Genomic DNA, 21,474 nt, shown 5'->3' with positions numbered 1-21,474 from the left:
GTGTTAGCAATCTCACGGAAAACGATATGTAATCAAACTGTGAGCACAATTGCCAATGATGGCTTGGTATAAAAAGGTAAAATGTGTGTTATGTGCCCAATCGGGGCGACTTTTTAATCAAAATTGGGTTTGTATTATAGGCTTAGTCAAAATCACAAAATAAATCAAAAACCTGATTTGTGGCACAGGCGCATTTCATGGTAATTTGCCGTCAATATTTTCGGAAAAAACACTCACTATGCGTATACCAACGAATGTTATCACCGGTTTCCTTGGGGTTGGCAAAACCACAACGATTCTCAACCTGCTTAAGAACAAGCCAGCCGATGAAAAGTGGGCGGTTCTGGTCAACGAATTTGGTGAAATCGGGATTGATGGTGCCATTCTTACCGATTCTGGCGCAATGATCAAAGAGGTACCGGGCGGCTGTATGTGCTGTACAGCCGGAGTACCGACATCCGTCGGGATCACGGCCTTGCTTCGTCAGAACCCCGACCGGCTGCTGATAGAGCCGACAGGGCTTGGCCATCCGCATAAGATCATCTCGGTTCTGACTTCAAGCCAGTTCAAGGACTACATCGACTTGAAGGCGACGGTGGCTTTGGTTGACCCGCGTAACCTTTCCAATAAAAAGTATACGGAAAACCAGAACTTCAACGATCAGCTCGATGTGGCAGAAATTGTTATTGGCAACAAACTTGACGAGTGTGATGAGGTTGATGTCGGTATCTTCGAGCACTGGGTGGCGACTCAACAGCCAAAGAAACTGGCGAGTATGCTGGTCAAGCAGGGCGAGTTTCCAGCCAACCTGCTTGATACGGACAGGGCTGCGCAAAACGAGGCACCGGCAATGGAGGCCCATCACCATGAGCATGCAGAAATGGAGCCCCAGTTCCAGTTGCCGCCGAACCAGAAGTTTATCCGCAAGGAAAACAAAGGTCAGGGCTACTTCAGCTGTGGCTGGATTTTTGGTGCCGAAATCACTTTTGATTTTGACCAACTCTTTGCCATGTTCTGTAACTTGACGGCTGAGCGGGTCAAAGGCGTGGTTAATACTAACAAGGGCTGCCACGCGTTCAACGTCAACAATGGTGTAGTGTCTGTTAACCAAGTGACTCTGGAAGGGTTTGAAAGCCGCCTCGAAGTGATCGACAGTCAGCTCATGCCCTGGGATGAATTAGAGCAGGTACTGTTGGGTATCTCAGATTTATAACCCCTTATTTGAAGGTGGTTAGTCTAAAGTTGTCAGGAAAGAAACGTAACCAAATTGCTTGAGCTGGAGGTAAATCCCACCAACCAGTATCGGCATTGTGTACCAGCGAGAGCAGGAGAATCAGTAATGAATCAAGAAACAAAAACCATGGAAGTGCCTGTAGCTATCGCCGACAGAGTTCAGGCGTTGATTGACGGCCATTTAGCCAAAGAGAAGTTCAATGCTGAACGTAGGGAAGTGGTAAACAATTTTCTTTCGATGGATGGACTGAGCTGTGAAATGGCGGTTTACAGTTTGCCTCAGGGTGAGCTGCTCGATACCCTCCGCTTTGTCTATGAGCTATCCGGAACTAACAGCAAGTTCATCAAGAATATCCTAACCCTCGCCAGGGAAAACCCAAAGAAGGTGCTATCCGATTCCCAGCGAGCATCAGCTAAAAGCATGCTCTTTAACTTGCTGAATGACCCATCGGTTATCTCTGCGATGAAAGAGAGCTCATAATATCGCCCTTGTTTCGGGACTGTATATTATAAAACCGCCCATACCGGCTTACTGGTATGGGCGGTTTTTACGTTGGCTCTGGTGTTAGCACATTAAGCCTAAGGCTAAATCTTCAACTCATCCCTGTCCTTAAACTCTTCCAAAGATTCAGGGTTGGCCAGTGCACCGATATTTTTCACCGGTTGGTTGTGGACGATATTGCGCACGGCCAACTCGACCAGCTTGCCCGACTTGGTGCGGGGGACATCTTTTACCGCCAGGATTACTTCCGGCACATGGCGCGGCGAGCAGTGCTCGCGGATCGTCTTCTGGATACGGGCTTTCAGCTCGTCTGTGAGCTGTTCCCCTTCGGTTAATTGGACAAACAAGACAACACGAACATCGGTGCCTTTGTTCTGGCCGATAACCAGCGAGTCTTTGACTTCCTCCAACCGGTTTACCTGGCGGTATATTTCAGCGGTACCTATTCTTATCCCGCTAGGGTTAAGAACCGCATCGGAGCGGCCGTAGAACACCATCCCCCCGGTACTGGATAGGCTGACGAAGTCGCCATGATGCCAAACACCGGGGAAGCTATTCCAATAGGCGTTGTGGTACTTGCTGCCGTCTGGATCGTTCCAGAATCCAACCGGTTGATTGGGAAAGCTGTTGCGGCAGACGAGCTCACCTTGCTGTTGGTAAATCGCTTGGCCATTGTCATTGAAGACCTGTACGTCCATCCCCAGTGCCAACCCTTGGCATTCACCACGGTAAACCGGGCCGAGAGGGTTACCAATGGCAAAGCAGCCGCAGATGTCGGTGCCGCCTGAAATGCTGGCGAGTTGAATATCATCATGGATAGCGTCATAGACATAATCAAATTGCTCAGGGGCAAGCACTGAGCCGGTAGAGCACAGGGTACGCAGCGAGGACAGGTCTGTGTTGTCTTTGGGGCGATAGCCTTGCTTTTCCAAGGTCTCGAGGTACTTGGCCGAGGTACCAAACAACGTTATCTGCTCTTGCTCGGCTAGCTGCCACAAAACGTTGCCGTCGGGATAGAAGGGCGAGCCGTCATACAACACCAAGGTCGCGCCGCAGGCAAGGCCAGATACGAGCCAGTTCCACATCATCCAGCCGCAAGTGGTGAAGAAAAATACCCGGTCGCCGGAGCGGATATCAGTTTGCAGCTGATGCTCCTTGAGGTGGTTGAGGAGGGTGCCGCCAACGCTGTGCACAATACATTTGGGTTTTCCCGTTGTACCTGACGAATAGAGGATATAGAGCGGGTGGTCGAACGGGACCGGCGTGAAGCCGAGCTCGCAGGGTACCGTGCTGTCGAGTATGTCGTGCCAAAAATGCTGGCTGACGGTATCTGGTATGGCTGTTTTGGTGGATTGGCCCGGGCTAGGTGCTACTGCGGATATTTCGACTACATGCTCCAGCCCGGGAATACTGGCGCTTACCTCAGCGACTTTGTCGCGGTAGGAGACGGGTTTGCCGTTGTACTGGTAACCCTGGGCGAAAAACAGCACCTTGGGTTGGGTTTGTCCGAAGCGCTCAATGACGCTTTCGGTACCGAAATCCGGTGACGTCGACGTCCAAATAGCCCCCAGAGAAGCTGTGGCCAGCATCGCGACGACAGTTTGGGGGATATTGGGCAGGTAGCCGGCGACGACATCGCCTTTTTTGACCCCATGGTTATGGAGAAAACTGGCGACCTGCGAGGTTTGCCGGTAGAGCTGTTGCCAACTGAGGTGCTGGCGCTGCTCGGGATCGCCTTCGCACTGGAATATGATGGCATCCGCCGCGGCGCGGGTACGCCAGTCGCGAAGCAGGTTTTCGGCATAGTTGAGCTTGGCATAGGGGAACCATTGGGTATCCTTGGCCGGGGTTGTGCTCTCTGGCGGGCAAAATGCCACTGGGGGCTTCTTGGCCCCCTCGACTTTGCAGAAGTCCCACACCATGCTCCAGAATTCTTCACTGTGGCTGACACTCCAATGGTGGAGCTGATTATAGTCATGATAGAGGATGTTTTTTTTCTCGCTCAACTCAACCATGAATTGATACAGCCTGCTATTGTGGATGCGATCTTTTTCCGGCATCCATAGCAGTTTTGGCTGAGTGTCCGAGTGATAACCATTGCCGTTAGGATCTTGGTTCGTCATCGTTCTCTCCTTTACTGGTTATCCGGGTGGGCCTGTTGAAATGGAGGCAGTTGCAAACAACGTTGCTCGATCTCTAGCAGCCTTGGGTAATGCTTGGTGTCAAATCCGAATCGCTTGGCATTGTAGAGCTGAGGGATCAGGCAGATATCAGCTAGGGAAGGCGTTTCAGTGCAGGTAAACTGGGTGTGATAACGTCTAGAGAGAGTTTCCAGGCTTTGGAAACCTTGTCTCAACCAGTGGTGATACCAAATCATTTTTTCATTTTGGCTGACCCCCAGCTCACTGTTTAAATAGTTAAGGACTCGCAAATTGTTCAGGGGGTGAATGTCACAGGCAACAACCAAGGCGATCTCTCGACATTGAGCTTTGTGCCAAGGATCGCTGGGGAGTAACGCCGGCTCGGGGTAATACTCGTCCAAATATTCAATGATGGCCAGCGACTGGCCCAATATCCCGGTATCACCGCCAGAGCCCCCCTCTAGCGTCAAAGCATCTGCTGGCTCTGTTGCGGCGGGTGAAAAGCCCGGCACCAGTTGGCTGGGGTTAAGTGCAGCGTAGGCGGTGCTGCGCTGCTCGTTGTCGAGTAGCGAAACCGCTACCTGTTGGTAGTTGAGTCCCTTTATGTTTAGCGCAATTCGCACCCGGTACGATGCCGATGAGCGATAGTAATCATACAATTTCACGTTGTTTTATCCTTAGCCCCAATATTCTAACGGCAACTCCGAGTGCCTACTCCAAGGACTCATTCCAAGTTAATCGGTCCCGTTTTCTAATTATTGCTGATGATGTGGGTTATGGTGGTTCAAATCTTCATCGTGATAATGATGTTCGTATCGAGCGACGGTTTGTTCTATGGCCCCGAAAATGGAGTGGCCGCTGTCGTCAAACATTTCGATCTTGACCGTATCGCCAAATTTCATGAAAGGCGTTTCAGCATGGCCATACTCCAAGGTCTCCAACATACGGCGCTCGGCAAGGCAGCACGAACCGTTGCTGCGGTCCTTATTCGAGACTGTTCCCGAGCCGATTATGCTACCGGCGAAAATGGCCCGGCTTTTGGCTACATGTTGGATAAGCTCGGCGAAATTAAACGTCATGTCAGTGCCGGCATGGGGCTGGCCGAATAACTCCCCGTTGAGGTGAACAGTGAGCCGGTGATGGAGTTTGTAATCATGCCAGCTGTTACCCAGTTCATCCGGCGTCACGGCAACAGGCGAGAAGGCCGACGACGGTTTGGACTGGAAAAACCCAAATCCTTTGGCAAGTTCAGCCGGGATCAGGTTGCGCAGCGAGACATCGTTGACCAGCATCAGCAGCTTGATATGGCCATGGACTTCTTCGGTGCGGGTGCCCATCGCAATATCGTCGGTGATAATGGCTATTTCCCCTTCAAAATCGATCCCCCATTGCTCGTCGGCAACCTTGATATCTTCGGTAGGAGCCAAGAAACCATCTGACATGCCTTGGTAAATCAAGGGATCGGTCCAGAAACTCTCCGGCATGTCCGCCCCCCTGGCCTTACGGACTAGCTCGACATGGTTAACGTAAGCGCTACCATCGGCCCACTGATAGGCCCGCGGAAGGGGGGAGCTGCATAAAGCCGGATTGAAAGGGAAGGTATGTTGCGCGATACCGTCATTGAGGTTGCGGTATAAATGCTGCAAGTCCGCTTCGACTTCGTGCCAGTTATCGAGGGCGAATTGCAATGTTGGCGCGATGTCATGGGCATGTACAGCCATTTTCAGGTCACGGGAAACCACAATGAGTTGGCCGTCGCGGCCGTGGTTGAGCGATGCAAGTTTCACGTTCGTCTCCTTAATATTTTCGATTTAGCTTGGCTTGGCTACTCCGCGTTGTTGCCCTGCCATGAAAAGACATAATTTGTGTTTTCAGCCCCGTCGGGCAAAGGGGCGACTTCCAGCGGCCAGCGGGCGTCGATCATGACCGCCACTTCATCGGTCTCTTTTTTCGGCGCGGTCATGCTGGCTGCCAGTGCTTTGGGGTGGGGGCCGTGGGAGAAGCCGCAGGGGTGATGGGTGATCATGCCGGCTTCGATATTGTCTCTGCTGAAGAAGTTACCCCGGTGATAGAACAGGACTTCATCGAAATCATCGTTGTTATGGTAGAAGGGTACTTTCAAGGCATTCGGATCGCTTTCGATTGGCCGAGGCACAAAGGTACAAATCACAAAACCATCGGCAACAAAAGTGGTATGGGCCGAAGGGGGGAGGTGATAGCGGTGGCTCATCAGCGGTCTGATATCGCGCCAGTTAAGCTTGAAGGCCGTCAGGTTACCTTTCCAACCTTGTGCATCGAGTGGGTTATAGGGATAAGTAATAGTGTTAAGTTGGTTACGGGCCTTGAGTTGGACTTTCCAGTACCGGTTGTCATTCTGCTGGTGGAGGAAGGCATCATTGATCCTGGCATATTCCAATACGGCCGGATCATAGACGGCATGCTGGCCGACTATGCCGCGTTCTGCCATCTGATAGGCACTGTTCGTTGCCTCGATGAGCAGCATGGTGACAGGGGCCTTGGGTTCTATCCGCCAACTCGTTGCCCTAGGTAGTACAATATAATCGCCGTCTCGGAAGGTCATATGGCCATAATCGCAGAACAAATCGCCACACCCATGATGGATGAATAGCACTTCGTCGCCATCGCCATTTCGCGCGAGATCTTCCATGGCTCTGTCGCAGTGCCAAACCCGAAACTTGAGGTTATTGTTGAACAGGATAAGCGAGGCATCCCAAGGCGAGGCCCCTTCAGAGGGGATTTGATTAGTGTCTATTGCCCTGGGGCGTAGGGGACCATCCCAGTCTATCCACCCTGTTGGAGGGTGGCGGTGATACATATGGCTTGCTGGGCCAAAAAAACCTTCTCGGCCGCACTCACGTTCGAACGTACCTTCAGGCAAGTCACAATGTGCTTGGCGAGAAGCCTCTCCCTCGGTGATTGGAAATTGAAACCATTGCCGCATTGCATATCCCTCGTGATCACAGTCATTCCACATTGACCGTGTTAATTAAATGTTAGCTCAATGGCTTAACTCTGGCGCAGTCATTCGGGCAAGGCAACTTGAAGCCTTAACTGAATTCACCAACCAGTGTCCGTATTGATTTACAAGCCATGATTGTTCGCTTGCATGTTGCTGAGCTGTTTTTAAGTCATTGAATGATGTGTACTCGTACCGGCTGCCAGTATAGGGTGGATAATGTTCTGTAAAATAATTGTTACGTTTTGCCGGAGTTTCATTGCTAAGAACGACTGTCGGTGGGTTGGCTAAGCGACCTAATCTAAAGGAAACGAACATGATATTAGCGGAATGTTGATTTGCCAGGGCGAGGCAGCAGAACAAAGAAGGTCAATTATGGGTAGCGGAACAAAATATGTCTCAAAAAAGCCAGATGAACAGGGTGTGATCCATTGGGACCGATCTGAAAACCAAGTGTGGCACGATCTGGTTGAGCGCCAATTGGCATGTATCGAAGGAAGAGCCTGCCAGGCGTATATCGACGGTCTGGAATTACTCGATTTACCCCAGCAGCGAGCACCGCAATTGGTGGAAATAAACCGGGTATTGCAGTCCACCACGGGGTGGGAGTGTGTTGCTGTCCCAGCCTTGATAAACTTTGATCGTTTCTTCAGGTTGTTAGCCAACAAGCAATTTCCTGTCGCCACGTTTTTGCGGCGAAGGGAAGAGTTTGACTATCTGCAGGAGCCAGACTTTTTCCACGAAATCTTTGGCCACTGTGCCATGCTGACCAACCCGGCCTTTGCCGCCTTTACCCATACGTACGGAAAATTGGGAGCCAAGGCGAATTCTGCGCAAAGAGTCTACTTGGCAAGGCTATACTGGTTTACAGTTGAATTTGGACTGCTGCAGCAGCAAGAAGGGTTGCGCATATATGGTGGAGGCATTCTGTCGTCCCCCGGCGAAACGCGCTATGCGTTAACCGGGCAAATGGCCTCGGACAAGCTTGATAAGCTGGACAGTAAAGCGCACCAGCCTAGGCCTCTTTATAAACCGTTTGAGCCTATTGATATCATGCGTACGCCTTACCGGATCGACATCATGCAGCCGCTCTATTTTATTCTTGAGGATATTAACCAGCTCTACGAGTTGGCCCACCAAGATATCATGCAGTTGGTCACTGAGGCACAGAAGCTGGGATTACATGAGCCACTGTTTGAAAGCAAAATCAAGGAAGTGAGTTAAGGGGAATCAATGATTGAACTACATGAACTCAAGTGCGAAGCCTGCCATGCTGGAGCACCTAAGGTGACAGAAAATGAAAAAATAGCACTGCTCGCCACTTTGCCAGAATGGCAGGCGGTTGAAGTTGATGGTGTTGAACAGCTTGAACGGCAATTTACTTTCAAGAATTTTAAAATGGCCTGGGCATTCACTGACAGGGTTGCAGCGCTGGCTGAAGCAGAGTTTCACCATCCTGAAATTACCCTTGAGTGGGGTAAGGTAAGGGTTCGCTGGTGGAGCCATTCGGCCAAAGGGCTACACAAGAATGATTTTATCTGCGCGGCCAAAACTGACCAGCTTTTCACTGCGGGTTAACGTTAAAACAAACCGCTTACTTCTATAAAGCACTCGAAGCAATCGGGTGCTTTTTCAGTTATGTGTTGCAGTTAAGCAACTTAATGCCACTTGGGTATACTAACTTAAATAAAGTAAAATAACGCTAATTGATAATGTTGCCTTGCCCGATGCAAGGTGAATTGAGGTACAAATGGGTAAACCACAACAACGACAAGCGCTAGTCGGCTGTGAGGAGTGTGGATTAGTGGTGGCGTTGCCTGAGCTCGGCGATGATGAGAAGTCGGTTTGTCCAAGGTGCCATCACACTCTGGTTAAACGCATAGCCCAGCCATTTCAGCGGCCACTGTCTTATGGTTTGGCGAGCTTGGTAATGCTTGTTGCCAGCATCAGTTTCCCTTTTATGTCGTTCAGCGTGAAGGGGATCAGCCAGGAAATCACCCTGATGCATTCGGCAGAAATGCTCAGTGTTTTTCAAAATAGTTTGCTGGCACTTTTGCTCCTGTTAACGGTATTAGTGTTGCCGGCTTTGTATTTGGTCTCGCTGCTATATTTGTATTTCCGTGCAGGCCAGCGGCTAAAGTATCCGGGAGAAAAGCCTATTGCCTTGTGGGAGAAAAAGTTATGTCGGCTAATGATCCGGATTGAACCTTGGTTGATGGTTGATGTGTTTTTAATTGGGGTATTGGTCAGCTTGATAAAAATTGCGTCGTTGGCGGATATCGGACTGGGGATGTCGTTTTGGGCGTTTTGCCTCTATACCATGCTGGTGGTGAAATGCGTCTCGATGGCTGATCGTACCTGGCTATGGTTGCAGTTTCTTCCTCTCGAGCCGCAGGATGGCGTAAAGGCCGGTGATTGCCACAACAGTTATAACCATGTCAGCTGCCATGTGTGCTCGCAACTCAATCCGCTGACGGAAGAGAAGCATGCTCGCTGTATCCGCTGCCATGGCCGGCTCCACCCCTACGAGCCTCAGCAGATGTTGCAGCGGTCCTGGGCGTTGCTTATCGCCGCCGCTGTCTTTTTTATTCCCGCCAATCTTTATCCCATGATGTATACCGTCAGTTTGGGCAAAGCAGAAGGCTCAACCATACTGGGCGGGGTTGTGTTGTTATGGCAATTAAAGTCATATCCCATAGCGGCAGTTATTTTTCTGGCAAGTGTGGTCATTCCGCTGGCAAAAATTATTGCGCTGTCTTGGCTGTATATCATGGCTGGGAAAGGTGGCAGCCTCGATGAAAAGAAAGCGGTGCGAAAGTTAAAGGTGTATCGAATGACAGAGTTTATTGGTCGTTGGTCGATGATTGATATTTTTGTGGTGGCGATTTTGGTGGCCTTGGTTCAACTTCAGAACTTAATGGCAATTTACCCAGGCCCTGCTGCATTATCGTTTGCCTGTGTTGTTCTACTGACTATGATCTCAGCAATGTCTTTTGATCCCCGTGTGTTTTGGCCCAAGGATTCGGCGTTTGTCTCCCCCGCAGGCTATGTGAACAATAATAAAGAGAAAAACAGTTATGAGTGAAACCTCATCTCCCCAGGCTAAGAAAGAAGCCATTAAACAAATATCGTCGATATGGTTGGTACCTGTTATTGCCGTCGGGATTGGTATATGGATGCTGATTCAGTTTATCACTAGCCAAGGGCCTGAAATTGTATTGAATATCGATACTGCTGAGGGTATTGAGGTTGGTAAAACTGAAATTAAAGCGTTGAACGTTAAAGTCGGTGTGGTCACGGCGGTAACCTTAAATGAGGACTACAGTGCTATTCAAGTGACAGCGCAAATGGATAAAGACGCAGCCCGGATGCTCAAGGAAGACTCTTTATTTTGGGTGGTAAAGCCGCGCATCGGAAAGTCAGGGGTGTCCGGGTTGGATACCTTGTTATCGGGGGCATACATCCAACTGCAACCAGGTAAAAGTGAGAAAGAACAATTTACCTTCGATGTGCTGGACGTCCCACCGGTTGCGCCGCCAGATGCCAAGGGGCTGCGTTTGATCCTGAGCCATAATGAAGCGGGTAAGCTGGGAGTGGGTGACCCGGTGCTTTATGAGGGCTTTACGGTGGGGCGGGTTGAAAATGTGAGCTTTGATACGGAAAGTAAAAAAGCCCACTACCAGCTATTTATTTTCGAGCCATATAACAGCCTGATAAGGAAAAGTACCCGTTTTTGGTTGACCTCCGGGGTTGAGCTGCAAATGTCGGCGGAAGGGTTCAATTTGAAAATTGGCTCGATCGAATCACTGATCACTGGCGGGGTGAGCTTTCGTGTGCCTCAGGGGCGAGAGCCCGGTGAGCTTATTACCAAAGATAAATCTAAGTTCCGTTTATATGACAACATCAAGCAAGTGCGTGAGCGATTTTTCGAAGATTACCTTGAATACGTTATGCTATTTGATGAGTCCGTACGGGGCTTGAAACCTGGTGCGCCTGTTGAGTATCGCGGTATTCAAATCGGTACGGTGCGTAAAGTGCCTCTGGATATTATGAGTGAGGAGAAAAGTTTTTCTAATCGGCAAATTCCGGTACTGGTACGTATCGAATTGGACAGGGTGATTGCCCATGTGAAATACGATAATTTAGAGAAGCTTAGGGCTAGCCTCGAAGAAGAGTTTAGTTATGGCCTGCGCGGGTCATTGAAAACTGCGAATATCCTAACCGGTGCCTTATTAGTGGATGTTGAGGTCTATCCTGAAGAGAAAAAATATAAACACCGTAATTATGGTGAGTATGATGTTTTTCCGACCAAGGCTGGCGGTTTTGCACAGATTCAAAAAGAGATCACTTCAATATTGAAAAAGATCAACAATTTACCCGTTGAAGATACCTTGCAGACCCTGAACAAAACGCTGGAAACATCGCAGAAGACATTACTAGCGGCTGAAAAAGTTGCAACAGAGCTCAACAGCTTACTGGCACAGAAAGACACCAAGGCAATACCGGGTGAAATTCGTGAAAGCTTGCAGCAGATCCAAGATACTCTTAACGGCTACAGTCCCGATGGTGCACCTTATCAGAATTTGGAGCAGGCATTGATACAGTTTGAACAAGTGATGGCAGAGCTACAGCCTGTATTGCGGCAGATAAATGAAAAACCCAACTCACTGATTTTCAGCGGGGAAAAAGCAGCTGATCCCATTCCTGTCGGAGGACGTCAATAATGAACAAGGGAATAATTCTAGCGCTTGCCCTGTTGGCGGTAGCGGGCTGCAGCTCTACAGAGCCAGTGACGAAAACGTATTTGCTGCCTGATCACAGCAGTGATTTAACCATGGCGTTTGCCAACAAGCATCAACCGGTGGTTATTGTTCGCCCCGTTGAAGTAGCCGAGCATCTGGCGGGAACTGGGCTTGTTTACCAAAGCAGTGAAACCGAAGTGGTCCAGGCTCAGCAAAACTTATGGGCAGAAAGCTTATCGCGTCAGCTGACACGGATCATTACTCAGGATTTACGCCAGAAGCAATCAAGATACTGGTTCGATGAGCTGACTCCTGTTGTAAATAGCGGCAATTTGCCGAAACTTCAGGTGAAGTTTACCCAGTTCAACGGTCACTACAGCGGTGGCGCAAGATTGAGCGGACAATGGCTACTGGTTGATAAGCAAGGTGAAGCCTTGGCAAGGCAGCCGTTTTTCATTCAAGTCCCACTCGAGCAAGATGGCTATGATGCACAGGTGAAAGCATTGGCTGAAGGCGTGGCGCGTTTAACCAACCAGATCAGCCAGAGCATTAATAGTCTGGCGATGTAAATCGGGTCCGATTTGATTTGCTGAAAAAAGAGCCCTCATCAGAGGGCTCTTTTGTTTGGTTATCGTTGACTATGCCTGTAATAGCCGTTTATCCAGCACTCTGGTAATTCCTCACCAGAAGGAAAAGCCAAACTTTGTTTGTCGACAGTAACCGGATCGGCAAGATCTTCGCCGGATTGATACTGCACTTTGACATGTGAGGAGAAGGGGTTGACCAAAGAAGACATGTCGATGACGTCAACTAAATCACCAGTGCGTGACTCTCTTAGAAACATCACAAATCTCCAAAATATGTTGTATTGTCGATTAATCAGCGTGTTAATTGCTTAAAATGACGATGATTAGACATCAGTAACCATTATGTTTTGGTATAAGTATGGCTGATTTTGCGCGCTTTGCAGTGCAGAGGTGAAAGCGCGACACATACTCCATTGCAGCAGCATGGACTGTATCTACTGAAATCTGTAGCCATATAGAGCGGCAAGCCACAAAGCGGGAGAGTTATGAGCAAATATTATTGGGGTATTGATCTGGGCGGGACAAAAATCGAGTGTGCTGTCATGCAATATACTGATGACCACTGTATGTTGCGTAAGCGCCTGCCCACCGAGGGCGAAGGTGGCTATCAGCATGTGCTCGGACAGATTAAGAAGTTGATCGACTCATGCGCCGAGGAGGTGGGTGAGTACCCTAAAATTGTTGGTTTTGGCACGCCTGGAACCTTGGATCCGGCAACCGGCACCATGAAAAACTGTAACTCGACCCATCTCAATGGCCAGCCGTTGGATCAAGACTTGGCGTCACTACTGGGGATCCCCGTGCGTTTGGCCAACGACGCTAATTGCTTTGCCCTGGCAGAAGCAACACTGGGGGTGGTCCAGGACATAAAGCCTGATGCTGAAGTGGTATTCGGTATCATTATGGGGACAGGCGTCGGTAGTGGTATTGTTGTTAACGGCAAGGTGCTCAATGGCTGTCATGGTATCGCAGGCGAGTGGGGGCATAATGTGCTCGAAGCTGATGGCGCACCTTGTTATTGCGGTAAAAATGGCTGTGTTGAAACTGTGTTGTCGGGAAAAGGACTAGAGCGTTACTACCGAGAGAACAGTGGTTATCCAGCTGTTTCTCGAAATCTTCCGGAGATAGTGGCATTGGCAAGTCAGGGCGATGAGTTGGCGCGGCAGACGATTGACCGCATGCACCAGCAGTTTGGTCGGGCGGTTGCGACAATTATCAATGTGCTGGATCCAGATGTGATCGTCGTAGGCGGTGGGGTAGGAAACATTGAATCCCTGTATACCGAGGGGCGCGAGGCGATTTTACCGCATTTGTTCAATCCTGTTCTCAATACGGTACTGGCCAAGCCCGCGTTGGGCGACAGCGCCGGGGTTTTCGGTGCTGCCATGTTAGTGAAGTAGCTGAGCTGCCAGTGCTTCAGGCGATTGGCCTGAAGCGCTCTGGTCTGTTTGGGGCAATTAGAAAATAAAGTTAATCATAACCGTATACACTTGAACATCTTTGTCTTCATTGTAATGAATTGGCGCCGTGACAAATTGCCCCTCGTTACCGGCGTTGTAATCTTCCCTGTCCATATAGATGCCTTGCCATTCGGCATTGAGTGAAATCTTGTGGGTTAGGTCATAACGTATTCCAGCGGTTACACTGTTTGACTTACGGCGGTGGTGGCTTTCTCCATAGACCAGATAAGGTGTGAATTTATCGACGCTGTAAGCGGCACTGACATACCAATTGGTCTGTAGATCGTCTGTTTGTACTTCTGACATAAATAGCCAGTCATCCATCGAGTATTCGCCACCAAGGGTGTAGATATTCAATGTTTCTTTTTCGGAAGACGAGCTAGGGGACATTAAGTACTTTGAATTTAAGTAGCCAAAATGCACGCGGTAGTTGAACCCGCTGAGCTCTGCAGATAGCCCTGCCAGATAGTCAGTTTTGAAGTTGAACCGGGCGCCGCTGAATTTGACTTTGTTGTCATTACCAAAGCCATAGTAAGGCGTTATTCTCACAACAGCTTCATCATTGACGTCCCACAACCAGGAGGCACTGATCCCTTCGTATGAGGTAAAGCCGAGAATACTGTCATATACCTCTTGGGGCGGACGGGCCCAAGGGTAGGCTTGGCCGATATAGTAATATTCCGAAATAAGAAATAGCGGTATGCGCAACCTGCCTCCGCGAAAGGAAAACTGGTTTACCTCGTAGTTTAGGTATGCCCATTCTAATTCGACATCAGACCAATGATCTTGTGGCCGCTTGACCACCTGAACCGAGGCATTGACATCTTCGATGATTGAAAGGTCAGCTTGAAGGCCGAAGGTGGTGTCGCAGTCGTAGCATGTCTCATCGGTGATTTCACGGTGTACAAACAAAGGAGTGCTGTTATCTGACTTGGTGATAGAGGTAGAACCAAAGCCACTGATGGAAAAATTATCGGTGATTTGTATAGCTGCCACACTGGTTAAAGGCGATACAAGTACAGCGAGTGCAAGCAATGATTTTTGAGTCATATCTTACTCTCCTTGTAAGACTGTAATGAGAATATTGGCATTTTCTGGCACGGCACTGACAGGAGCATAGGCAATCCCGTTGGGGTTCTTATTAAGCCATTCGATGATTTCTTTTATATCATCACTGCTTAGTTCCTCTGGCGGGGCTCCTTTGCCAGAAAATGACAGGCTGGCCCAATATCCGTTCATTTGCGAAACGGATTTGCCTAACAGCATGTTGTAGAATTCTTCGCGATGAATAGACTTTTCGGGCAAGTCAACTAAAACAATTTTAATACTGCCGTTAAGTTTCTTGGTTTTTCCTTTGTAGAGCATTCTGGCTTTACTTTTTGTTAAAGCTGGGATCTCTTCATTTAATGAAAAAACGGCAAACTCAATATCTTTTGCATTATCGTTGGCAAAAGACGGAGGGCTAATTATTGATGCTAGTGTCAATAATGTCGTGAAAGGCAATAAACTTTTTAAAGTCAATCCTTTGATCATTGAATTAGTTCCATCATCATGTTCATTCCTGCTATAAATGTTAGTAGACATTGATGTTAGTACAAATAGGCAAGATTGAATTTTTTGATCAAGGTGAGGTTATGGGGTTGCTGAATCGGTTTTCGATAAAATTAAGGCTGATTTCTCTTGTTGTTCTGCCACTTACGTTTTCCGGTGTCTTTGCAGCCATTGAAATTTCTAGTCTGTTCGACAAAGTTACTTCATTGAATAAATTAACGGCTCGGTTGGATTTGTTAAAGGCAAATTCGAAGTTTTCAAATTCTGTTCATGAACTGAAAATTAATAGACTATCCGGTAATGAAATAGATGAAACAGTTTCAAATATACTTGAACAAGCATCACAGTATTCAGCTATTATTCCCCGTGCTTTTTCTAGTACTCAATCTGCTGAGGCGTTATCCACCAGTGAGGAGATGAAAGATCTTATCTCCGAGTATGAATATGTTGAAATAATGGAATTGAATGATTGGTCTGATTGGGGGTTTGATCTTGTTATCCAAAACCTAGTATCGCTTGAAAAAGCTCCCATCGACGTTGCCGACGCCAATATTGAACAAAAGCTATCTATTTTGTACCAACTTCAATGGCTGCAGTTATGGGCGCAGCAAGAAAATTGGTATATCCGTATGATTGCCACCCAGTCAGAGCAAGCGTCGGATTACAAGGAGCAATTGGACACACTTATAGAACGGCAGCAATTAATCATTGAGCGTTATTTATCTATTAACGCGAACCCGGCACAGATTGAGTTATTGCGCAGAACGTTTGCTAATCCGGTATTCGCAGCCAGTTATAAGTTACGTGAAAGTATATTTTTGGGGACTTTTACTGGTTTTGGTGAGAATAATTCGCTTTCCGCCTTGGATGAACGGTATACCTTGATACAGTTTGTTGTGACAGAGGTCAGCCGCCAGCTGGCACAGGATATTCAGGCGAGTATTAGCCAGTCGAAGGGGCTTATTTGGCTGTATGCCGGAGTGATCTTAGTCTCTGTTATTATGATTATTTGGCTAGGGGTTAATCTTATTAGGCGGATTGGCTCGTACTTAAACCGGATACTAAAAGCAATGGCGCTGCTTGAAACCAGTAATAAAGATCACTCGGTCGCGAAAATAAAAGTGGACGGCAAAGACGAGTTTACCGTTTTTAGCCACCAACTAAACGGCATGATTGAGGAGCGGATTGCCAACCATAATAAGCTTCTCCAAGCAAAAGAAGAAGCGGAAAAGGCTAATTTGGCCAAGAGCTCATTTTTGGCCAATATGTCCCATGAGATCCGCACGCCGCTCAATGGCATTATAGGGATGTCAGGCATCTTGGTTGATACCGACTTGAGTCCCTCCCAAGCGGAATATGTTCAAACCATTGAGACTTCCTCCCAAACGCTATTGTTGTTAATTAACGATATTCTGGATTTGTCGAAAATTGAATCGGGTAACTTAGTGTTGTCGCCAAGTGAGTGCCGGTTGGCTGAGGTTGCCTACGATACGATGACTGTTGTATTGGCTAAGGCAACAGCGAGCAAACTAAACCTTGAAGTAAAAGTCGATCCGGAGCTACCGGCAGTGGTTATTCTGGATGAGTATCGCTTAAGGCAAGTGCTGATGAATTTGGCTTCCAATGCGGTGAAATTTACCCAGAAGGGGGGGGTGACTCTTGAGATCGATTGTATCAGCCAACAAGAAGGCCGTGTTCAGCTTCGTTTCTCCATGATAGATACCGGCATAGGTATTGATAAGGACAAACAGGATCAGGTATTTGCCCCATTTACCCAGGAGGACGGCTCGATTACACGTCAATTTGGCGGAACCGGATTGGGGTTGGCTATTTGCCGCCAGCTTGTTGAATTACTGGGTGGCCATTTGGAGCTTGAATCGGAAAAGGGGCTGGGTAGCCGATTTTTCTTCAGTTTAGAGGTAGATGTCTGCGAGGAGAACGAACCTGGCGAGGCTGATTTGCAAGCCTGCCGAGCACTGGTTTTGGGGCCGAACAAAGCCGCAGCACAGCGTATTGAACCTGAGTGTAAAGGGCTGGGAATGGTAGCCTATGTAACCGATGTACCAGAGCTTTCGACAAGGTATGAAAATGATGTTGATGTGATTTTCTACTGTCAGCAAAGTACCAAGCAAACGAGATATGATCTTGGTCTGATTAAGACGATAATGCCGAATTTGCCTATCATTTTGTGTATTGACCATCGCGATGAGCAATGCGATTTTGGTAGCGTGATCTCAGGTATTGTAACCCTGCCATTTTTTGGCAAGCGCTTGGTAAAGAGTGTTAAAAAAGCGTTGAAGCAAAAGGCCGTGGCTTTGTCGGCAGGGCAGGAGCCAACTATAGCCAAGGATCCCGATAATGATTATGCAGTCAGCATCCCACCCTCTGAGTCTGCCGTAAAGCAAGTTTTGCTTGAGCAAGAGATAGACGCCATAAACGGCCTACGACAAGAAGAGTCGGTGTTATCGGTAAAGCCCAAGGTGCTAATTGTTGAAGATAATGCGGTAAACCAAAAAGTTGCCAGTTTATTCTTGAAGAAATCAGGGTACCAATTTGATATTGCCAACAACGGGCAGCAGGCCCTTGATATGGTCAAAAAAGGCAATAGCTACTATGCCGTGCTAATGGATTGCATGATGCCTGTAATGGATGGATTCACGGCGACAACAGCCATTCGAGAGTGGGAAAAGAAAACGGGACAGGCGAGTTTGCATATCATCGCCCTGACGGCCAGTGTTCTTGATGAGGACATATCGAAATGTTACGAGGTTGGCATGAATGACTATGTGGCAAAACCGTTTAAGAAAGAAGTTTTACTCGAGAAGCTTGAAGGGCTTGAGCCTACTGAGGATGATCAGGAACGGGCTATTTAGTGCCAATTGACCCCTTTATCCTGCTTCAATGTGAGATATCTCTTACAGCGAGGTGGGATTTTTAAGTTTGTGGTCGTCAGATAAATTTAGCGCTACTATTTGATTTCTTTAAAATCATGCAGTTATAGGTAATTTGTTGAATAGCGACGAAGTGGGTATAAAAAATGTGATCGCTGTCGGTTGTTTAGAATTTTAGTTCACGTAATCTTATCTGCGTCGGAAGGAACTGACGGAACGGAACAGGAAAGCGGCCAGGGATGTTGGCACCCTCAGGAAGAGGGCGGTGGATCAGGAAGATTTATCGGACAAGGACTGTGAAGGGAAAATCAAAAGGAAGTGATACAGTAGGTAGGATACCTACTAGTCATGACGACATAGATGGACCACTTCAGGATGAAGTTAGGGACACCTCCAGGAAGGAGAAGAGAGTCGAGACAGGAAGTATCGACGGGTCAAGGCGAGACCGATAGGACATGTCCAGGAAGGAAACAAAGGGAAAGCGCTGAAGGAAACAGCTTAATCATGGAATGATGCAGGGAGCACCATAGTAGCTGGATCGCTGCAAGTAAGACCAAGGGCGCGACGAAAGTCGCGCCCGCTCTTTTTGTACCGCCGAGATATTACTGTGCCAAAGCGGTTGGTTTCGTGCGCAGGCTGACCATTAGCATGTAAATAGCAGTAGTTAGCAATACGGCAAAGAAAAAGCCCATTAGCCCCGTATCTGTGTGCATCAAGTAATTGGCTGCAACCGGACCGAAAGCGGATCCTACACTGTAGCTGAACAGCATAATTTGTGTCGCTGACACAATGGATTCCGATGCTAGTCCATCACAAGCCAGTGTGATCGCGATTGGATAGAGTGCAAATGCCGACATCCCCAATAGGGCTAAAGCGACTATCTGAACGCCATAACTGCTATCTAAGTGAAATAACCCCATAGCGAATACGCCCAAAAGGCTCATTAATGCCAGTAGCAGCGATTTTGGCATTCGACAGGACAATTTACTGAGGATAGGCTGAATGCTCATCCCCCCTAATACTGTTGCCGCCATCAAGCTTCCTACCTGCTCCAGATTACTAGTGGTTGCTTTCAACGCCAGAGGCAGTAATCCATAAATAGACCCCATTACAATGCCTGAGACAAGGCAGCCAATCAGTGCTGGTTTGCTCAGTGCCAGTATTTGCGGCAGGCTTAGGCTAACATGCTGCTCTTGAGCCGGATTTGCTTGTTTGGTCGCTAATGCTGGGATAATGGCAACTATCAGCAGGCCGACGGTTGCCACAAACGGTATTATCCCGCTGGCACCGAGCAGGCCAATACCAAATTGACCGACAGTGGTACCGCCATAGAGTGAGGTCATGTAAAGGCCTAGGTTCTTGGCCCTTTCTTCTTTATTGTCTCCGATCAGCAGCCAAGATTCGATGACTACAAAGATACCGGCGACGGCGAAACCCGCGATAAAACGGCTTGCCATCCAGAGTGATAACGTTGAGCTCAGCCCCATGAAACCCACAGACAAAGCCAATACACTCACAAAGCAGATGAAAGCCAGTCGGTGACCTATTTTTTTGATAACAGGCTCAATAAGCATGGCGCCAGCAAGCAAGCCAAAGTAGTAAATACTGGCCAGCCAACCCGCGGCACTATTCGGAATTGCGTGGCTCGCCAAGGTAAGAGGCAGCACGCTCATAAAATACCCTGAGGCAACGGCAAAGATAGTTAGCCCTAAAATTGGAACCCAAACAGGTTTCTTAGCTGATGTCGTAGCGTGCTTGTTCACTACTGTGTTCTCCGAAAAAGCAAAAAATTACCGTCCTCTCTGCTCGAGTGGCGGATACGCAGGGTATTTAGGCGAGATACAGGCACAGGAAATGCCATGAGAATTGTCGCTGATCGGGAATATGGCGAGAAAAAGCGGCTGAGTAAAATGACTAATTCTAATGCGAAAAGGCAATCAGATTCATGTGATTAATTTGGGGTAAATAATGTTTTGATGGGTAATATTGTGTGAACATTAATATTATTTAAATATTTAAATTAAGTGATTGAATTTTAGGTGTAGATAAGTTTAGTTTTCTAATTTTATAGTTCTTGTAAGAGTGTGCGTTATTTAGAATACTAAATAATTTATTGCGCGAGCGATCACAGAAACTTTTATAGCAAAAATTATTTTTTACTTCTTTGCTGTGAGCTGAAAGCTAATGTGGGGAAGGTTGTGTTGCATAATGGTGCATTAACTCACTGTTATGGGGCAGCGGATAGACATTGTTGCAATTAAGTTGTTGATTTTATTTGCCATAAAGATTGGCAAGCATTGTGCATTTACTTATGTGCAATCCAAAGCTCTATTTACTAAGGCTTATGGTTGCAGCAGATGGTACACAATGACATCTTTTATGTACTACTCCCAGTAGCGGGGGAGTAGTACTTTTTTTGTATTTAATTTCAGTGTGTTATGAGTCAGGGCTACTTCTCACCCTGAGGAAGCGGGCAAACCGAGGCAAGCCGCTGTCAGTATAGCCATTGAACCGATACTGAACGATTGAACCTAGCGGAGGCGGGTATTGCCTGTCGTGATCGCTAAAACCGGATCCAATCTTAAACTTTCGGTTATCGGATGTAGTGACCCAAACAGCCCCCATTATCCCGTGGTATTTGCCCTTTCCCGGCACATAGCCGATAACGATAGCCTCGTCATCTTGATAGGGTTTCACCTTGATTAGGTTTTGGCTACGGCCGGGTTGGTAAAGATTATCTTTGCGATGCAGCATGATTCCTTCACCACCCTGACTCTTGATAGTTTCTAGCAACTGTTCTAAATCAGTGATGTTCGCAATGTCATGCTGGGGGATTAATTGGATATATGGCTGGTCGATAGTCTGAATATGTGTTTTGAGGATGATCACTCTATCTTGAAACGGAGCACTGAGCGATGGAGAGTCAAATACCATGAGCTTGACTCTTTGCCATTCTTTCTCATTGGGGTGATGATCGCGAACGATGCTGCTGATCAACTGAAAGTTATTACGCTCAACCCATAACTCACCTTCCAGCCAAGTATCCTTGGGTAAAGCCTCCGTAAACCAAGAGGGGGCAAAAATTGGGTTACCTTGCCTGGTTACAAGCCCCTTACCTGTCCATACAGCCCTGATACCATCAAGCTTTTCACTGGCTAGGTAGTTCTGTAGTTGCGGTATGAATTCTTCTTGGTCTAGCGTGTCGATGTTAATAGCGTGCGCATGCATAAGCTCGTATGCGACAGGGTCTGATGCGACGGCAGGGTTAAAAGGACTAAGAGCTAGTAGGATAGCAGCGGATAGGGAGCTAAATTGAATATTTGGCGGGAGAAGAGTGTTGTTTATCACCGGCGGCCTCATAAAGTGCATTAACATATCTAGCAACGTTAG

Annotated in this window: 18 protein-coding genes; 9 read left to right on the top strand and 9 right to left on the bottom strand. The window is 47.8% G+C overall.

The features are described from left to right. Positions 1–238: 238 nt before the first annotated feature. Both PTW35_RS23620 and PTW35_RS23615 read left to right on the top strand, forming a co-directional pair. Positions 239–1,213: a GTP-binding protein gene (locus PTW35_RS23620; protein ID WP_281027724.1), complete on the top strand. Its 975-nt coding sequence runs from the start codon at positions 239–241 to the stop codon at positions 1,211–1,213. 126 nt (positions 1,214–1,339) lie between these two features. After that, the gene (locus PTW35_RS23615) at positions 1,340–1,714 is read left to right on the top strand and encodes a hypothetical protein (protein ID WP_281027723.1); all 375 of its coding nucleotides are present in this window, start codon (positions 1,340–1,342) and stop codon (positions 1,712–1,714) included. A gap of 104 nt (positions 1,715–1,818) precedes the next feature. Here the strand turns inward: PTW35_RS23615 and PTW35_RS23610 are convergent, their stop codons facing one another. The 4 genes from PTW35_RS23610 to PTW35_RS23595 all read right to left on the bottom strand — a co-directional run bounded on the left by PTW35_RS23610 (position 1,819) and on the right by PTW35_RS23595 (position 6,838). After that, entirely contained in the window at positions 1,819–3,858 is a 2,040-nt protein-coding gene (locus tag PTW35_RS23610) for an acetoacetate--CoA ligase (protein ID WP_281027722.1), read from the bottom strand. 11 nt (positions 3,859–3,869) lie between these two features. Further along, positions 3,870–4,541: a maleylacetoacetate isomerase gene (gene maiA, locus PTW35_RS23605; protein WP_281027721.1), complete on the bottom strand. Its 672-nt coding sequence runs from the start codon at positions 4,539–4,541 to the stop codon at positions 3,870–3,872. Between the two features lie 90 nt (positions 4,542–4,631). Further along, positions 4,632–5,663, bottom strand: coding sequence for a fumarylacetoacetate hydrolase family protein (locus tag PTW35_RS23600; RefSeq protein ID WP_281027720.1), 1,032 nt, complete (start codon positions 5,661–5,663; stop codon positions 4,632–4,634). A gap of 38 nt (positions 5,664–5,701) precedes the next feature. After that, the gene (locus PTW35_RS23595; RefSeq protein WP_281027719.1) at positions 5,702–6,838 is read right to left on the bottom strand and encodes a homogentisate 1,2-dioxygenase; all 1,137 of its coding nucleotides are present in this window, start codon (positions 6,836–6,838) and stop codon (positions 5,702–5,704) included. Positions 6,839–7,228: 390 nt separating this feature from the next. Between PTW35_RS23595 and phhA the strand changes: the two genes are divergently transcribed. The 5 genes from phhA to PTW35_RS23570 all read left to right on the top strand — a co-directional run bounded on the left by phhA (position 7,229) and on the right by PTW35_RS23570 (position 12,164). Further along, positions 7,229–8,077: a phenylalanine 4-monooxygenase gene (gene phhA / locus PTW35_RS23590; RefSeq protein WP_281027718.1), complete on the top strand. Its 849-nt coding sequence runs from the start codon at positions 7,229–7,231 to the stop codon at positions 8,075–8,077. A 9-nt stretch (positions 8,078–8,086) separates the two neighbouring features. Continuing rightward, positions 8,087–8,431 (top strand): 4a-hydroxytetrahydrobiopterin dehydratase, encoded by a 345-nt coding sequence (locus PTW35_RS23585; protein WP_281027717.1) that lies wholly within the window; start codon positions 8,087–8,089, stop codon positions 8,429–8,431. A gap of 172 nt (positions 8,432–8,603) precedes the next feature. Further along, positions 8,604–9,938, top strand: a complete 1,335-nt coding sequence (locus PTW35_RS23580) for a paraquat-inducible protein A (protein WP_281027716.1) — start codon at positions 8,604–8,606, stop codon at positions 9,936–9,938. Further along, on the top strand, positions 9,931–11,577 hold the full coding sequence (gene pqiB, locus PTW35_RS23575; RefSeq protein WP_281027715.1) for an intermembrane transport protein PqiB: 1,647 nt from the start codon (positions 9,931–9,933) through the stop codon (positions 11,575–11,577). The genes PTW35_RS23580 and pqiB overlap by 8 nt, the downstream gene beginning before the upstream one ends. Continuing rightward, positions 11,577–12,164, top strand: coding sequence for an ABC-type transport auxiliary lipoprotein family protein (locus PTW35_RS23570; RefSeq protein ID WP_281027714.1), 588 nt, complete (start codon positions 11,577–11,579; stop codon positions 12,162–12,164). Before pqiB ends, PTW35_RS23570 begins: the two co-directional genes overlap by 1 nt. Positions 12,165–12,223: 59 nt before the next feature. On the opposite strand, the gene PTW35_RS23565 is transcribed toward PTW35_RS23570, so the two are convergent. After that, a complete protein-coding gene (locus PTW35_RS23565; RefSeq protein WP_044620897.1) occupies positions 12,224–12,439 on the bottom strand; it encodes a hypothetical protein in 216 nt (71 codons plus the stop codon). 228 nt (positions 12,440–12,667) lie between these two features. Here PTW35_RS23565 and PTW35_RS23560 point away from each other — a divergent pair, with 228 nt between their 5' ends. After that, the gene (locus PTW35_RS23560) at positions 12,668–13,582 is read left to right on the top strand and encodes an ROK family protein (protein WP_281027713.1); all 915 of its coding nucleotides are present in this window, start codon (positions 12,668–12,670) and stop codon (positions 13,580–13,582) included. 57 nt (positions 13,583–13,639) lie between these two features. On the opposite strand, the gene PTW35_RS23555 is transcribed toward PTW35_RS23560, so the two are convergent. Continuing rightward, entirely contained in the window at positions 13,640–14,692 is a 1,053-nt protein-coding gene (locus PTW35_RS23555) for a hypothetical protein (RefSeq protein ID WP_281027712.1), read from the bottom strand. 3 nt (positions 14,693–14,695) lie between these two features. Continuing rightward, positions 14,696–15,175 carry a hypothetical protein gene (locus PTW35_RS23550; protein ID WP_044620900.1) on the bottom strand — a complete coding sequence of 160 codons (480 nt, stop codon included), beginning with the start codon at positions 15,173–15,175 and terminating at the stop codon, positions 14,696–14,698. Positions 15,176–15,228: 53 nt separating this feature from the next. Between PTW35_RS23550 and PTW35_RS23545 the strand changes: the two genes are divergently transcribed. Further along, complete coding sequence (locus PTW35_RS23545; RefSeq protein ID WP_281027711.1) at positions 15,229–18,066, top strand: ATP-binding protein; 2,838 nt, start codon at positions 15,229–15,231, stop codon at positions 18,064–18,066. 620 nt (positions 18,067–18,686) lie between these two features. On the opposite strand, the gene PTW35_RS23540 is transcribed toward PTW35_RS23545, so the two are convergent. Both PTW35_RS23540 and PTW35_RS23535 read right to left on the bottom strand, forming a co-directional pair. Further along, positions 18,687–19,847, bottom strand: coding sequence for an MFS transporter (locus PTW35_RS23540; RefSeq protein WP_281027710.1), 1,161 nt, complete (start codon positions 19,845–19,847; stop codon positions 18,687–18,689). Between the two features lie 673 nt (positions 19,848–20,520). Continuing rightward, on the bottom strand, positions 20,521–21,312 hold the full coding sequence (locus PTW35_RS23535; RefSeq protein WP_281027709.1) for a DNA ligase: 792 nt from the start codon (positions 21,310–21,312) through the stop codon (positions 20,521–20,523). Between the last annotated feature and the right edge of the window lie 162 nt (positions 21,313–21,474).

The organism is Photobacterium sp. DA100 (assembly GCF_029223585.1).
GTDB lineage: Bacteria > Pseudomonadota > Gammaproteobacteria > Enterobacterales > Vibrionaceae > Photobacterium.
The sequence above is the reverse complement of the archived record's forward strand: the minus strand, read 5'-3'. Positions and strand labels throughout refer to the sequence as shown.